Origin of the sequence: Caballeronia sp. J97 (assembly GCF_905220305.1) — a bacterium.
In the GTDB taxonomy this organism is placed as follows: Bacteria; Pseudomonadota; Gammaproteobacteria; order Burkholderiales; family Burkholderiaceae; genus Caballeronia.
Genome location: NZ_CAJMZL010000007.1, coordinates 1 through 12,839, shown reverse-complemented (window position 1 = coordinate 12,839; position 12,839 = coordinate 1). Strand labels below are relative to the sequence as shown.

Genomic DNA, 12,839 nt, shown 5'->3' with positions numbered 1-12,839 from the left:
ACAGGAGACAAACATGCAAAGCGGTAAAACCATCGACATCAAGGGCTTCATCGACGAACGCCCGATTTCCGCCTACCAGTGGCTGCTGGTCGCGCTGTGCTTTCTCATCGTGATGGCAGACGGCATGGACGTCGCGATCATGGGCTTCGTCGCGCCTTCGATCATCGCGGACTGGCATATCTCGCGGCCCGCGTTCGGTCTCGTGATGAGCGCGGCGCCGATCGGTCTCGTGATCGGCGCATTGGCGGCGGGACCGGCATCGGATCGCATCGGACGCAAGTGGGTGCTGATCACCTCGGTGTTTCTTTTCGGCGTGTTCACGATCGCGACCGCGTTCACGACCTCGCCGTCGAGCATGGCATTGCTGCGCGTGCTGACGGGCATCGGCCTCGGCGCCGCGATGCCCAACACGACGACGCTGCTGTCCGAGTACGCGCCGCAACGCAAGCGCGCGCTGCTCATCACGATCATGTTCACGGGCTTCAATCTCGGCTCCGCGCTGATCGGCTTCGTCGCGGGCTGGCTGATCCCGATGCACGGCTGGCGCTCGGTGCTGATCTTCGGCGGCGCGTTGCCGCTCGCGCTGATTCCGCTGCAAATCTGGCTGCTGCCCGAATCGGCGCGTTTGCTCGCGGTGCGTGGCGCCACCTCCGAACGCATCGGCAAGGTGCTCGGCCGCGTGTGCGGCGCACGGTTCGACGGCAGCGAGACCTTCGTGTCGAACGAGCCGCCGCTGCCGACGAAGAAGCCCATCGGCGTATTGTTCTCGCAAGGCTATGGTCTGATGACCGCGGCGCTGTGGATCACGTATTTCATGGGCCTGCTCGTGATCTATCTGCTGACCGGCTGGCTGCCGACGCTGATGAAGGACGCGGGCCTCACGGTCTCGGCGGCGGCGAACGTCACCGCGATGTTCCAGATCGGCGGCACTGTCGGCGCGATCATCGTCGGATGGATCATGGACAAGGCACGACCCGCGCCCGTCATCAGCGCGGCGTATCTCGGCGGCGCGGTATGCGTGCTCGGGCTTGCATGGATCGGCGCGTTGTCGTCGTCGCTCGCGGCGCTCGTGTTTGCAGCGGGCTTCTGCATGAGCGGCGCGCAAACGGGTCTCAACGCGTTCGCGCCGGGACGTTATCCGACCGTCGCGCGTGCAACCGGCGTGAGTTGGATGCTCGGCATGGGCCGCTTCGGCAGCATCTTCGGCTCCGCATTCGGCGGCGCTTTGCTCGGCCTCGGCTGGGAGTTCGGCGCGATTCTCGCGATGCTCGCCGTGCCCGCGACGCTCGCCGCCATCGCGATTCTCGTCGCCCAGCGCACGCACGCCGACGAAGCGCACGCACAAACGACAGCAGCACACTAGTACCTGGAGTAACGGATGATCATCGACATTCACGGCCACTACACGACCGCGCCGAAAGCGCTCGAAGCGTGGCGCAACCGCCAGATCGCCGGCATCGGCAATCCTTCGGAGATGCCGGCCGCGTCGGAGTTGCATATCAGCGACGATGAACTGCGCGAATCGATCGAAAGCAATCAACTGCGCCTGATGCGCGAGCGCGGCCTCGATCTCACGGTGTTCAGTCCGCGCGCGAGCTTCATGGCGCATCACATCGGCGACTTCGAAGTCTCGAGCACGTGGGCCGCGATCTGCAACGAGCTGTGTTATCGCGTGAGCGAGCTCTTTCCCGATAGCTTCATTCCGGCGGCGATGCTGCCGCAAAGTCCCGGCGTCGATGTATCGACGTGCATTCCCGAACTCGTGAAATGCGTCGAGCAATACGGCAATGTCGCGATCAACCTGAATCCGGATCCGTCGGGCGGGCACTGGACGAGCCCGCCGCTCTCGGACCGCTCGTGGTATCCGGTCTACGAGAAGATGGTCGAGTACGACATCCCCGCGATGATTCACGTGAGCACGAGTTGCAACGCCTGTTTTCATACGACGGGCGCGCATTACCTGAATGCCGACACGACCGCGTTCATGCAGTGCCTCACGTCCGATCTGTTCCGCGATTTCCCGACGCTCAAGTTCGTGATTCCGCACGGCGGCGGCGCGGTTCCGTATCACTGGGGACGTTTTCGCGGCCTGGCTCAGGAGCTGAAAAAGCCTTTGCTGAAGGATCATTTGCTGAACAACGTGTTCTTCGATACGTGCGTCTATCATCAGCCGGGCATCGATCTGCTGACGCGCGTGATCCCCGTCGACAACATTCTGTTCGCAAGCGAAATGATCGGCGCGGTACGTGGCATCGATCCTGAAACGGGGCATTATTTCGACGACACGAAGCGCTATGTCGACGCTGCGAGCATCGAGCCCGAAGCGCGCTACAAGATTTACGAAGGCAACGCGCGCCGCGTGTATCCGCGCCTCGATGCGGCGCTCAAAGCGAAAGGACGTTGATATGTACGAACTGGGTGTGGTGTATCGCAACATCGATCGCGCGAACGCGGATGCCGCCGGGAAGCTCGGCGCGCTCGGCTCGGCGACCGTGCACGAAGCAATGGGCCGTGTCGGCCTGATGAAGACTTACATGCGGCCGATCTACACCGGCGCGCAGACGAGCGGCACGGCCGTGACCGTGCTGCTGCAGCCGGGCGACAACTGGATGATGCACGTCGCGGCGGAGCAGATCAGGCCGGGCGACATCGTCGTGGCCGCATGCACGACGGACAACACCGACGGCTTCTTCGGCGATTTGCTCGCGACGAGCTTCAAGGCGCGCGGGGCGCGTGCGCTCATCATCGACGGCGGCGTGCGCGACGTGCGCGTGCTCACGGAGATGAACTTTCCCGTATGGAGCCGCGCGGTCTCCGCGAAGGGCACGGTGAAGGCGACGCTCGGCTCGGTGAACATTCCCGTCGTGTGCGCGGGCGCGTGGGTGACGCCGGGCGATGTGATCGTCGCGGATGACGATGGCGTCGTGGTCGTGCCATCCGCATCGGCGCAACAGGTGCTCGACAAGGCGATCGCACGCGAGGCGCTCGAAGAAGAGAAGCGCGCGAAGCTCGCGAGCGGCGTGCTCGGCCTCGACATGTACAAGATGCGCGAACCGCTGGAAAAAGCGGGCCTGCGCTATATCGACTGACGCTCATGCGCATCACTGGCATCTCTTCGATGGCGACGCGCAACGTGCTCGACGCGCTCGCCTCGACATTCGAAGCGCAGTACGGACAGCATGTCGAGATGGAATCGGTGGGTGGCGTCGCGGCGCTCAGGCGCATCGAAGACGGTGAGGCGTTCGATATCGTCGTGCTCGCGTCGGACGCGATCGACCGGCTCGCGGCATCGGGGCACGTCGACGCAGCGAGCCGCGTGGGCATCGCGCGCTCGGGCGTCGCGGTCGCGGTGCGCGCGGGCGCGCCGCATCCTTCCATCGACGATGAAAGCGCCGTGCGCGAAGCCGTGCTCGCGGCGCGCAGCATCGGTTACTCGACGGGGCCGAGCGGCGTCTATCTGACGCGTTTGTTCGAGCGCTGGGGCATTGCGGAGCGGATCGCATCGCGCATCGTGCAAGCGCCGCCGGGTGTCGCCGTGGGCACGCTCATCGCGCGTGGCGAAGTCGAGCTGGGCTTTCAGCAGTTGAGCGAGATGATCGGAGTCGAAGGCATCGACGTGCTCGGCATGTTGCCGCCCGAGATTCAAACGCTGACGGTGTTCGAAGGCGCGATGGGGGCGAAGGCGAATGCGCCGCAGCTAGCCCGCGCGTTCCTCGCGTTTCTCGATTCGAGCGCCACCGATGGCGCGAAGATCGAACACGGCATGGAGCCGGTTCGATAGGCACTGTCAGAACGCTCGCAACGGTTCACGCAGCCGTTGCGCGCATCGTCATTTCACGACGAGCTCATTCGGCAACCGCATAGCGTTCGAGCCAATGCGCGTACGGCGCGGGCAAAGCCCACGACGGCTTCTCGACGTTCAATTGCTTCGCCGCCTGATACGGCCAGTGCGGATTCGAAAGATGCGCGCGGCCGATCATCACGAGATCGAGCTGACCCGACGCGACAGCGTGCTGCGCATTCGGCGGCGAATCGAAGCCCCATGCCGACGCAACGGGAATCTCCGCCTCACGGCGCACACGTTCCGCGATCGGACCGAGGAAAGCCGGTCCCCACGGAATGCGCGCATCGGGCGTCGAGAAGCCGACGCTCACGCTCATCAGATCGAGTCCCTTGCGACGCAGGGTCTTCGTCAGTTCGATCGATTCCTTTAGCGTGACTTCATCGCGGCCGTCGTACTCGATGACGCCGAAGCGCGCCGTCAGCGGCAGATTGTGCGGCCACACTTCACGCACCGCATCAAACGTTTCGACGAGGAAGCGGCTGCGTCCCGCGAGATCGCCGCCGTACCGGTCGTCGCGCTGGTTCGCATCGACCGAGAAGAAGCTCTGCGCGAGATAGCCGTGCGCGAAGTGCAGCTCCAGCCATTCGAAACCCGCTTCGAGCGCACGGCGTGCGGCCGCCGCGAAGTCCGCCTTCACGCGCTCGATATCGTCGAGCGTCATGGCCCTGGGCACCTTCGGCAAGCCGCCGCCGAACGCGACCGCCGATGGCGCGAGCGTGTCCCAGCCGCGCGCGTCGTCGGGCGCGATGTGATCGTCGCCTTCCCACGGACGATTCGCGCTCGCCTTGCGCCCCGCATGCGCGATCTGGATGCCGGGCACCGCGCCCGCCGCCTTGATCGCCGCCGCGATATTCTTCATGCCTTCGATATGCGCGTCGTCCCATAGGCCCGTGCAGCCCGGCGTGATGCGGCCTTCCGGCGACACGCCCGTCGCCTCGACGATCACGAGGCCCGCGCCGCCGCGCGCAAGGCTCGCGTAATGGCTGAGGTGCCAGTCGTTGACGAAGCCGTCGATGGCGCTGTACTGGCACATCGGCGGAATGGCGATGCGGTTGCGCAGCGTGACGTCCTTCAGTTTGAACGGAGTGAAAAGTGCTGACATCTGAGGTTCTCTGAATCGATGAAGGCGTTCAGATTAACCGTTCAGTGTCATAATGAAAACTATCTGCAGATTATCGATTCGATAAAATTTTGTGATGCTCAATCCGCAATGGCTGCGCACCTTCCTCGCGCTCGTCGATCTCGGCAACTTCACGCGCGCCGCCGAGCGGCTCGATCTCACGCAGGCGGCCGTGAGCCAGCATCTTCGTCATCTCGAAGACGAGCTCGGCCTGCTCGTGATCCGCCGTCCGCGCGGCATCGAACTCACGCCGGCGGGCAGGGCGCTGATCGACTATTGCGACGAGATGGAACTGGCGAGCAAGCGCCTCGCGTCGCGCTTGTCCGATAGCGAAGACGAAGACGGCGAGATCGGCCTCATCACGCCGGGCAGCATCGGTCTCGTGCTGTTTCCGCTATTGCTCGATCTGCAGCAGCGGCGTCCCGAATGGAAGATGCGTCATCGCTTCGCGCCGGATTCGGAAGTGCTCGAAGCCGTGCTGGAGAGCCGCTACGATCTCGGCATCGTCGCGTTGAAACCCGACGATCCGCGTCTCGCCGCGAGCAAGTTCATCGAAGAGCCGCTCGAACTGGTCGTGCCCGCGAATGAAGACGTGCATGAATGGAGCGATCTGGAACGGCTCGGCTTCATCGACTATCCGGAGGCGCACATGACGGCGAGCCGCTTGCTGAGCCGGCGTTTTCCGGGCAATCCGGGCGTCGGCAGTTTGCGGCGGCAAGGCTTCAGCAACCAGATCAGCCTCATACTGGAGTTCGTCGCGCGCGGACTCGGCTTCACGGTGATACCGCGTTATGCGCGCATCGCGTTCGGCAAGCCGGAGGCGATCGGCGTTGTCGAGTGCGGTGCGCCCGTGGTCGATACGCTATGGCTCATCCGGCGCGCGGAATGGCCGCTGCCCGCGCGTTGCGCGCGAGCCGTGGAGTATTTGCGGGAACGCGTGGGCGTTCCCGTGATGAAGGCCGATTCGAAGAAGAAGCGTCGGCGTTAGTCAATGGCCCCAGCGCAGCACGAGCGGATCGAGCTTGCGCGCCACTTTCAGCAGCCCTTCGCGGACGGCGGGATGCATCGGCGCGAGCGGATGGCGCACCGCATCCGAACGAATCACGCCGCCTTCCTTCATCAGCGTCTTGCACGCCGCGAGTCCGCATTGCCGGTTCTCGTAGTTGATGAGCGGAAGCCATTCCTGATACAACCCGACGGCTTTGTCGGTATCGCCCGCGAAGTAGGCGTCGACGATCTTGCGGATGCCGTCCGGATAGCCGCCGCCCGTCATCGCGCCGGTCGCGCCCGCATCGAAGTCGGGTATCAGCGTGATCGCCTCTTCGCCATCCCACGGGCCGACGATCGCATCGCCGCCGAGTTCGATCAGCTCGCGCAGCTTCGATGCAGCCTGCGCCGTTTCGATCTTGAAGTAGGACACGTGCTCGACATCGCGCGCGAGCTTCGCTAGAAACGACGCGGACAGCGGCGTGCCGGCGACGGGCGCATCCTGAATCATGATCGGAATGTCGATCGCATTCGACACCTCGCGGTAGAACTCGTGAATGCCGCGCTCGCCGACGCGAATCGTCGCGCCGTGATACGGCGGCATGATCATGACCATTGCCGCGCCCGCGTCCTGCGCGGCGCGGCTGCGTTCGGCGCAGACGCGCGAGCTGAAGTGCGTGGTCGTGACGATCACCGGCACGCGGCCCGCCACATGTTCGAGCACGGTGCGTTGCACGGTGTCGCGCTCCGCGTCGGATAGCGCGAACTGCTCCGAGAAGTTCGCGAGTATGCAAACGCCGTTCGAACCCGCATCGATCATGAAATCGATCGCGCGCTTCTGGCCTTCGAGATCGAGGCGGCCCTGATCGTCGAAGATGGTCGGGGCGACGGGAAATACGCCGCGATAAACGGTTGCAGCCATTGATGTGTGTCTCCTTGACAGGTCTAGATCCGGTACAGCGCGCTCGCATTGTCGAAAAAGAGCGCGAGGCGTTCTTCGCGCGTGCGTTGCGCGACGATGTTCTTGAAACCCGTGAACAATTCATCGAGCGTGACGACGAGGCTATCGACCGGAAAGTTACTTGCAAACAGGCATCGCGCGACGCCGAAGCTGTCGATCGCATCGCGCACGATGCGCCCATTGCGCCCGACGCTCCAGCTTACGCCCGCTTCGCCGATGCCGGAGATCTTGAGCCATACATTGGGCCATTGCGCGAGTGCGTCGAGTGCGGCGCGCCACGCGGCGAGCGCTTCGTCGCTGCGATCGGCGGGCAGGCCCGTATGGTTCACGATGATTTTCATCTGCGGAAAATCGCGGGCCAGTTCCGCGGCTTCTCCGAAGTGCCACCAGGGCGCCTGCAGCTCGAACATCAGGCCGCTTTGCGCGAGCAACGCATAACCGCGCCGCCAGCGGGCGCAACGCATCGAACCGGACGCCGCGAAGTCCGCGCGATGTTCCGCGCGCGGCACGGTCTTCGGCTTGTGGCGCACGCTGCGCACGAGCGGCATCTCGCGATAGGCGTCGATCACGTCGGCGACATCTTCGCGATCGAGCCATATTTGCGCGGCCATCGCGTTCGGCAAGCCGGTGCGCTCGTGCAGCGCCGTGGCCCAGCGCGCTTCGCCGAGCACGTCGCGCGGGTCCCATTCGCCTTCCATCATCACCGTCTTCACGATGCGATGATTGCCCGCCTGCGCGAAGTAATCGTCGGGCAGGAAGTTCCTGCAGATGGGTGCGTAATCGCCGTAGCGAAACGCGATGCGCGGCAGATCGCGCAGCCACGGATGATAATTTCGCGCGACGTCCCAGAAGTGATGATGCGCGTCGACGATGGGCAGATCCGCGTCGTCGCCGCTTTCCAGAAAGCGTTCGCGCAAGGCTTCGATGCGTTCTTGCATCATGGCGTCAGCTCACGCGGTCTTGCGCCATGCGCACGGCGATGTCGAACGCCTTTTGCGTGGCGCCGACATCGGCGCGTCCCTGGCCGTGGATATCGAACGCGGTGCCGTGCGCGGGCGTCGTGATCGGCACGGGCAGGCCGCCATGCACCGTGACGCCGCGCCAGAAGCCCATGAGCTTCATCGCGATCTGCCCCTGGTCGTGATACATCGTGACGACGCCGTCGAAGACCTTCTGATCGCGTGCGCGCACGAAGATCGTGTCGGCGGGGAAGGGCCCTTGCGCGTCGTAACCTTGCGCGCGCGCTTGCTCGACAGCCGGTGCGATCACGTCGATTTCCTCGCGGCCGAACGCACCGTTATCGCCGTTGTGCGGATTGAAACCGCATACCGCAATGCGCGGGCTGTCGATGCCTGCACGCTTCAGTCCATCGTGAATGAGTTGCACCGCGCCGACGATGCGCTCCGGCGTGAGCTTCGCGCTCACGTCCTTCAACGCGATATGCGAGGTCACGCGGGAAGTCCACAGTTCGTCGAGCACATTGAATTCGCAGAACGCGCCGCTATAGTCGAGCTGACGCGCGAACCATTCCATCTCGTCGTTCGTCTCCATGCCGGCCATGTGCAGCGAGGTCTTGTTGACGGGCGCGAAGAGCATTGCTTGCGTGCGGTTCGCCTGTGTCATCGCGAGTGCCTGCTTGAATGCTTCGAGGCTGTAGCGGCCGCCGCGTTCCGTCGATACGGCGCGCTCGTAGGGCGCGTCGTCGGAAAGGCGGAAGTCGATGAGCGAAGGCACGTCGGTATCGCGCGCGGCGGCGGCTTCACTGTCGACCACGCGATATTCGAAGCGTTGCTGCGCGATCTCCATGCCTTTGTCGAGCTCGCGCCTGTCGCCGATGACGAGCAGGTCGGCGCGCGCGCGATTCTCGGGCTTCGCGATGAGACGCGCGATCAGTTCGGGACCGATGCCGGCGGGGTCGCCGAGAAGCACTGCGATGCGAGGTTTCATGTTCGTAGGGTCTGTTGATCGGTTGTTAGCGGGTGCGGCGCAGATCGATGGCGATCGAACCGAAGATATACACCAGCGCACACGCGCCGTAAAAATGCAGTACCGCGTCGAAGGAACCGGTGCGCTGAAGAATGAAGCCGGTGATGAGCGGAATCGAAATGCCGCCGACGCTGCCCGCGCAGTTCATGCACGCACCGAGCAGGCCGACGCGCCCCGGGCTTGCGAGCAGCGAAGGCAGGCTCCAGTACAGGCTGCCCCACATCAGCAGGAACGACGCGCCGCACAGCACCGCGACCGCGACGACGGGCGATGAAATCATCGGCAGAGCGGCGAACACGCCGAGCGTGGCGATGCCCGAGACCGCGATCATCGTCTTCACGACTTTACCGCGCGACAGGTTCATCGCGCAGAGCGCGTCGCACAGGAAGCCGCCCGAGAGCGAGCCGAGCGCGCCTGCGAGAAAGATGAAGAAGGTCGCCGCGCCGATCTGCGAAAGGCTCAGGCCGCGCGCCTGCGTCAGATAGCTCGGCCCCCACGTGAGCAAGCCGAAGAAGATCATCGCCCAGCTCATGCGGCCGACGCACATCGCGATGGTCGAGCGCAGCGGCAGCGGTGCATCGTCGTGGCTTGCGCGCGCCGCATTCGGCACGGGCGGCGCGCCGTCGTGGATATGCGCGAGTTCCGCGCCGTTCACGCCGGGATGCTTCGCGGGATCGTCGCGCAGATAGCGCCACGCGAGCCATCCGCACGCGATGGTGGCAAGCCCGGCGACGACGAACGCGGTGCGCCACGAGCCGAACATGAGTATCAGGTTCGAGATCGCGAGGCCGCCGATCGCCGCGCCTAGCGGCGAGCCCGCATCCATCAGCACCGCGCCGCGCGCACGTTCCTTGCGCGAGAGCCACAACGCATTGAGCTTGCTGCCCGCCGGAAAGAGCGGTGCTTCCGCGCCGCCGAGACCCACGCGCAGGAAGAGGATCGACATGCCGCCGGTGGCCGCGCCCATCAACGTCTGGAACAGGCCCCACAGGACCGTCGCGCCCGCGACGACCTTGCGCGGCCCGAGCTTGTCGATGAGCCAGCCGCCCGGAATCTGCAGAAGCGCATACGACCAGAAGAAGCTCGACAGCACGAGCCCCTGCATCGCGGGGGAAAGCGTGAACTCCTTCGCGATGGTCGGCATCGCGATGGAAAGCGAGATGCGATCCACGAGGTTGATCAGCGTGATGAGAAACACCACGCCGAAGATGCGCCAGCGCACGCTCGTCGCGTGTCCGGACGAAGCGGCGTCGCGCGCCGCGTGTGCTTCGATCCTGCTCTCCATGTCTGTCTCCTTTCTGTCTCGTCGCATGGGGGCTGCATGGGCCCGCGATCGTGACGTCACTCGATGATGTCGAAGTCGCTCAGATGCTTGTCGGACAGCGTGATGCCGAGGCCCGGCGTTTCGTCGGAGAGTTGCAGATAGCCGTTCTCGGGCTGCGGCTCGCCGTCGAAGATGTAATAGAAGAGTTCGTTGCCCACTTCCACATCGAACACCGGGAAGAACTCGGACATCGGGCTCGCGGTGCTCGACATCGTCAGGTGATAGTTATGCATCTGGCCCGCGTGCGGGATCACCGGTACGGACCATGCTTCGGCCATTGCGTTGATCTTGCGCGCCGCGGTGATGCCGCCCACGCGGTTCGTGTCGTATTGAATGACATCGACGGCGCGGCGCTCCAGCAGATCCTTGAAGCCATAACTCGTGAATTCGTGCTCGCCGCCGGAGATCGGCACGATGTTCATCTTCTTCAGTTCCTGATAGCCCTCGACGTCGTCGCCGATCACGGGTTCCTCAAGCCAGCGCGGATTGAATTCGGCAAGGCGCGGCAGCATGCGGCGCGCATATTCGAGCGTCCAGCCCATATAACATTCGAGCATGATGTCGACTTCATCGCCGACGAGCTCGCGCAACAGCCGCACTTGCTCGAGATTCTTCGCCATGCCCTTGGGACCGTCTTTCGGACCGTAGCCGAAGCGCATCTTCATCGCGGTGAAACCCTGCTCGAGATAACCTTGCGCTTCGGCGAGGAAGGCGTCGCGATCGTCGTTGTTATAGAGCTTCGATGCATAGCACCAGATCTTTTCTTTCGTGCGGCCGCCGAGCAGCTTGAATACCGGCTTCTTCACGGCTTTGCCCATGATGTCCCACAGCGCGATGTCCATTGCCGAGATCGCCGCCATGCCGATGCCCTTGCGGCCCCACGCGTGCGTGCGGCGATACATCTTCTGCCAGATGTATTCGTGATCGAACGGATCTTCGCCGATGGCGATGGGCGCGAGATATTCGTCGACGATCTGTTTCGCGACGCGCGGTGCGAGCGCGCAATTGCCGATTCCGACCGTGCCGTCGTCGCATTCGATTTCGACGACGAGCCAGCCGTGAAAGCGGAACGAGCCCATTGCATCGCCGCGTTCGTAGAGGATATCGACGGCATTCGTGCAGAAGTGCGATTGCGGCGGCACGACCTTGCCTTTCCATTCGAAAACGCGTGCGCGGACATGCTTGATCTTCATCTTCGGTGTCTCCGTGAGGTTCGTGTGAAGCCGCGCGATCAGCACGATGGGAGGGTTTGCGCGGCTATTTCGGGTAGCGCTAGTGTGCGAAACTCCGCGATAACTGACTATTGAATTATTTGAATCAGGCTATTTCCTGGAGTTATCGCTCGCATGATCGCGCCCGCAACGACCATCCGCAAACGCCTGCGCCTGCGTCATCTGCAACTGATGATGGCGCTCTCGGAAACCGAATCGCTCAGAAGCGCCGCCGACGAACTCGCGATGACCCAGCCTGCCGCGACCAAGGCGTTGAAGGAACTGGAGGACACGATCGGCGCGGCGTTGTTCGTGCGCCATGCGCGCGGCATGGAGCCGACGATCTACGGCGAGGCGGTGATGCGCTATGCGCGCGTCGTGTTCGAGGATCTCGATGAATTGCGCGAGGAGCTGGCGGCGATCGAGGCGGGGGATATCGGCAAGGTGCGGATCGGCGCGGTGATGGCGCCCGCGCCCGATTTGCTGACGAAGGTGATCGTGCAGTTGAAGGAAGCGCATCCGCGCTTGCAGATCGGCGTGCAGATCGATACCAGCGATGTGCTGGTGCAGGCGTTGCAGCAGGATCAGCTGGATATCGTAGTGGGGCGCATTCCTTATGGCTTTCCGGCACTCGATCTGACGTTCGAGACCTTGTCGGAAGAGGCGCTGGCGATTGTCGCGCGGCCGGATCATCCGGCTGTCGGGATGGCGGGCAAGCCGAAGCTCGCGGATCTCGCGAAGTATCCGTGGATCGTGCAGCCGCATCCGAGCCCGATGCGGCAGATCATCGATCAGACGTTTCGTGAATCGCGGGTGGCGCCGCCGGTGAGCACCGTGGAGACGTCTTCGATTCTCACGACGTTATCGCTATTGCGGGATTCGGACATGCTCGCCGTATTGCCTAGTTCCGTTGCCGATTACTACTCGGCGCTCGAGACGATTGCTTCTTTGGCTACGCCGTTGCGGGGGCGGCTCGCGCCTTATGGTTTGATTCTCAGGAAGAACAGGAGGATTAGTCCGGCGACGCAGTTGGTGATCGAGGCTATTCGAAGGGCTTGAGGTTTTGGGGTTTTGGGGTTTTGGGGTTTTGATTTCGTCGGATCCCGATTTTTTAGTGGTCTATTAGCACTGCCCCTGTGCGGGGCGGCAGTCACTTTCTTTGCTGCTGCAAAGAAAGTAACCAAAGAAAGCAGCTCTCCCCATCCAAAGTACTTCACACCGGCCCCGGCACAGGCGATTGGCCTAATGGTCCGCCAATAGCGAGTGCCCTCACAAGCAGAACACAGCTTGGATCGCGCACGGTCCGTTCCATCGCACCACACAAACAACTGGTACAGCACAAGACTGCTCCGGCCCGCTTCGCGGCCGACCGGTAAATCGGGTCGGCGCGTGCTTCTTTGCTAACA

The 12,839-nt window shown here is 63.5% G+C and carries 12 protein-coding genes; 6 read left to right on the top strand and 6 right to left on the bottom strand.

Annotated features, from left to right (window positions below):
* Window positions 1-13: 13 nt before the first annotated feature.
* From U4Y90_RS12195 to U4Y90_RS12180, 4 genes are read left to right on the top strand one after another with little or no spacing between them, the layout of a single operon-like run.
* Window positions 14-1,363 carry an aromatic acid/H+ symport family MFS transporter gene (locus tag U4Y90_RS12195; RefSeq protein WP_321794828.1) on the top strand — a complete coding sequence of 450 codons (1,350 nt, stop codon included), beginning with the start codon at window positions 14-16 and terminating at the stop codon, window positions 1,361-1,363.
* 15 nt (window positions 1,364-1,378) lie between these two features.
* On the top strand, window positions 1,379-2,404 hold the full coding sequence (locus U4Y90_RS12190; protein ID WP_321794827.1) for an amidohydrolase family protein: 1,026 nt from the start codon (window positions 1,379-1,381) through the stop codon (window positions 2,402-2,404).
* A 1-nt stretch (window position 2,405) separates the two neighbouring features.
* Entirely contained in the window at window positions 2,406-3,089 is a 684-nt protein-coding gene (gene ligK, locus U4Y90_RS12185) for a 4-carboxy-4-hydroxy-2-oxoadipate aldolase/oxaloacetate decarboxylase (RefSeq protein WP_321794826.1), read from the top strand.
* A 5-nt stretch (window positions 3,090-3,094) separates the two neighbouring features.
* The gene (locus U4Y90_RS12180) at window positions 3,095-3,781 is read left to right on the top strand and encodes a substrate-binding domain-containing protein (RefSeq protein WP_321794825.1); all 687 of its coding nucleotides are present in this window, start codon (window positions 3,095-3,097) and stop codon (window positions 3,779-3,781) included.
* A 64-nt stretch (window positions 3,782-3,845) separates the two neighbouring features.
* Here the strand turns inward: U4Y90_RS12180 and U4Y90_RS12175 are convergent, their stop codons facing one another.
* On the bottom strand, window positions 3,846-4,946 hold the full coding sequence (locus tag U4Y90_RS12175) for an NADH:flavin oxidoreductase/NADH oxidase (protein ID WP_321794824.1): 1,101 nt from the start codon (window positions 4,944-4,946) through the stop codon (window positions 3,846-3,848).
* 94 nt (window positions 4,947-5,040) lie between these two features.
* On the opposite strand from U4Y90_RS12175, the gene U4Y90_RS12170 reads away from it, so the two are divergent.
* Window positions 5,041-5,952: a LysR family transcriptional regulator gene (locus U4Y90_RS12170; protein ID WP_321794823.1), complete on the top strand. Its 912-nt coding sequence runs from the start codon at window positions 5,041-5,043 to the stop codon at window positions 5,950-5,952.
* Here U4Y90_RS12170 and U4Y90_RS12165 read toward each other — a convergent pair whose 3' ends face one another.
* From U4Y90_RS12165 to U4Y90_RS12145, 5 genes are read right to left on the bottom strand one after another with little or no spacing between them, the layout of a single operon-like run.
* Window positions 5,953-6,873 carry a dihydrodipicolinate synthase family protein gene (locus tag U4Y90_RS12165; protein WP_321794822.1) on the bottom strand — a complete coding sequence of 307 codons (921 nt, stop codon included), beginning with the start codon at window positions 6,871-6,873 and terminating at the stop codon, window positions 5,953-5,955.
* Between the two features lie 23 nt (window positions 6,874-6,896).
* A complete protein-coding gene (locus U4Y90_RS12160) occupies window positions 6,897-7,853 on the bottom strand; it encodes an amidohydrolase family protein (protein WP_321794821.1) in 957 nt (318 codons plus the stop codon).
* Window positions 7,854-7,857: 4 nt separating this feature from the next.
* A complete protein-coding gene (locus U4Y90_RS12155; protein ID WP_321794820.1) occupies window positions 7,858-8,859 on the bottom strand; it encodes a 4-hydroxythreonine-4-phosphate dehydrogenase PdxA in 1,002 nt (333 codons plus the stop codon).
* A 25-nt stretch (window positions 8,860-8,884) separates the two neighbouring features.
* Entirely contained in the window at window positions 8,885-10,183 is a 1,299-nt protein-coding gene (locus tag U4Y90_RS12150; protein WP_321794819.1) for an MFS transporter, read from the bottom strand.
* 56 nt (window positions 10,184-10,239) lie between these two features.
* Complete coding sequence (locus U4Y90_RS12145) at window positions 10,240-11,415, bottom strand: L-rhamnonate dehydratase (RefSeq protein WP_321794818.1); 1,176 nt, start codon at window positions 11,413-11,415, stop codon at window positions 10,240-10,242.
* Between the two features lie 153 nt (window positions 11,416-11,568).
* Between U4Y90_RS12145 and U4Y90_RS12140 the strand changes: the two genes are divergently transcribed.
* Window positions 11,569-12,492, top strand: coding sequence for a LysR family transcriptional regulator (locus tag U4Y90_RS12140; protein WP_321794817.1), 924 nt, complete (start codon window positions 11,569-11,571; stop codon window positions 12,490-12,492).
* The last annotated feature ends 347 nt before the right edge of the window (window positions 12,493-12,839 follow it).

Bases quoted from the DNA above. Each gene is read 5' to 3' on its own strand.
- U4Y90_RS12195 (WP_321794828.1), top strand. From the start codon at position 14: ATGCAAAGCGGTAAAACCATCGACATCAAGGGCTTCATCGACGAACGC.
- U4Y90_RS12190 (WP_321794827.1), top strand. From the start codon at position 1,379: ATGATCATCGACATTCACGGCCACTACACGACCGCGCCGAAAGCGCTC.
- ligK (WP_321794826.1), top strand. From the start codon at position 2,406: ATGTACGAACTGGGTGTGGTGTATCGCAACATCGATCGCGCGAACGCG.
- U4Y90_RS12180 (WP_321794825.1), top strand. From the start codon at position 3,095: ATGCGCATCACTGGCATCTCTTCGATGGCGACGCGCAACGTGCTCGAC.
- U4Y90_RS12175 (WP_321794824.1), bottom strand. From the start codon at position 4,946: ATGTCAGCACTTTTCACTCCGTTCAAACTGAAGGACGTCACGCTGCGC.
- U4Y90_RS12170 (WP_321794823.1), top strand. From the start codon at position 5,041: ATGCTCAATCCGCAATGGCTGCGCACCTTCCTCGCGCTCGTCGATCTC.
- U4Y90_RS12165 (WP_321794822.1), bottom strand. From the start codon at position 6,873: ATGGCTGCAACCGTTTATCGCGGCGTATTTCCCGTCGCCCCGACCATC.
- U4Y90_RS12160 (WP_321794821.1), bottom strand. From the start codon at position 7,853: ATGATGCAAGAACGCATCGAAGCCTTGCGCGAACGCTTTCTGGAAAGC.
- U4Y90_RS12155 (WP_321794820.1), bottom strand. From the start codon at position 8,859: ATGAAACCTCGCATCGCAGTGCTTCTCGGCGACCCCGCCGGCATCGGT.
- U4Y90_RS12150 (WP_321794819.1), bottom strand. From the start codon at position 10,183: ATGGAGAGCAGGATCGAAGCACACGCGGCGCGCGACGCCGCTTCGTCC.
- U4Y90_RS12145 (WP_321794818.1), bottom strand. From the start codon at position 11,415: ATGAAGATCAAGCATGTCCGCGCACGCGTTTTCGAATGGAAAGGCAAG.
- U4Y90_RS12140 (WP_321794817.1), top strand. From the start codon at position 11,569: ATGATCGCGCCCGCAACGACCATCCGCAAACGCCTGCGCCTGCGTCAT.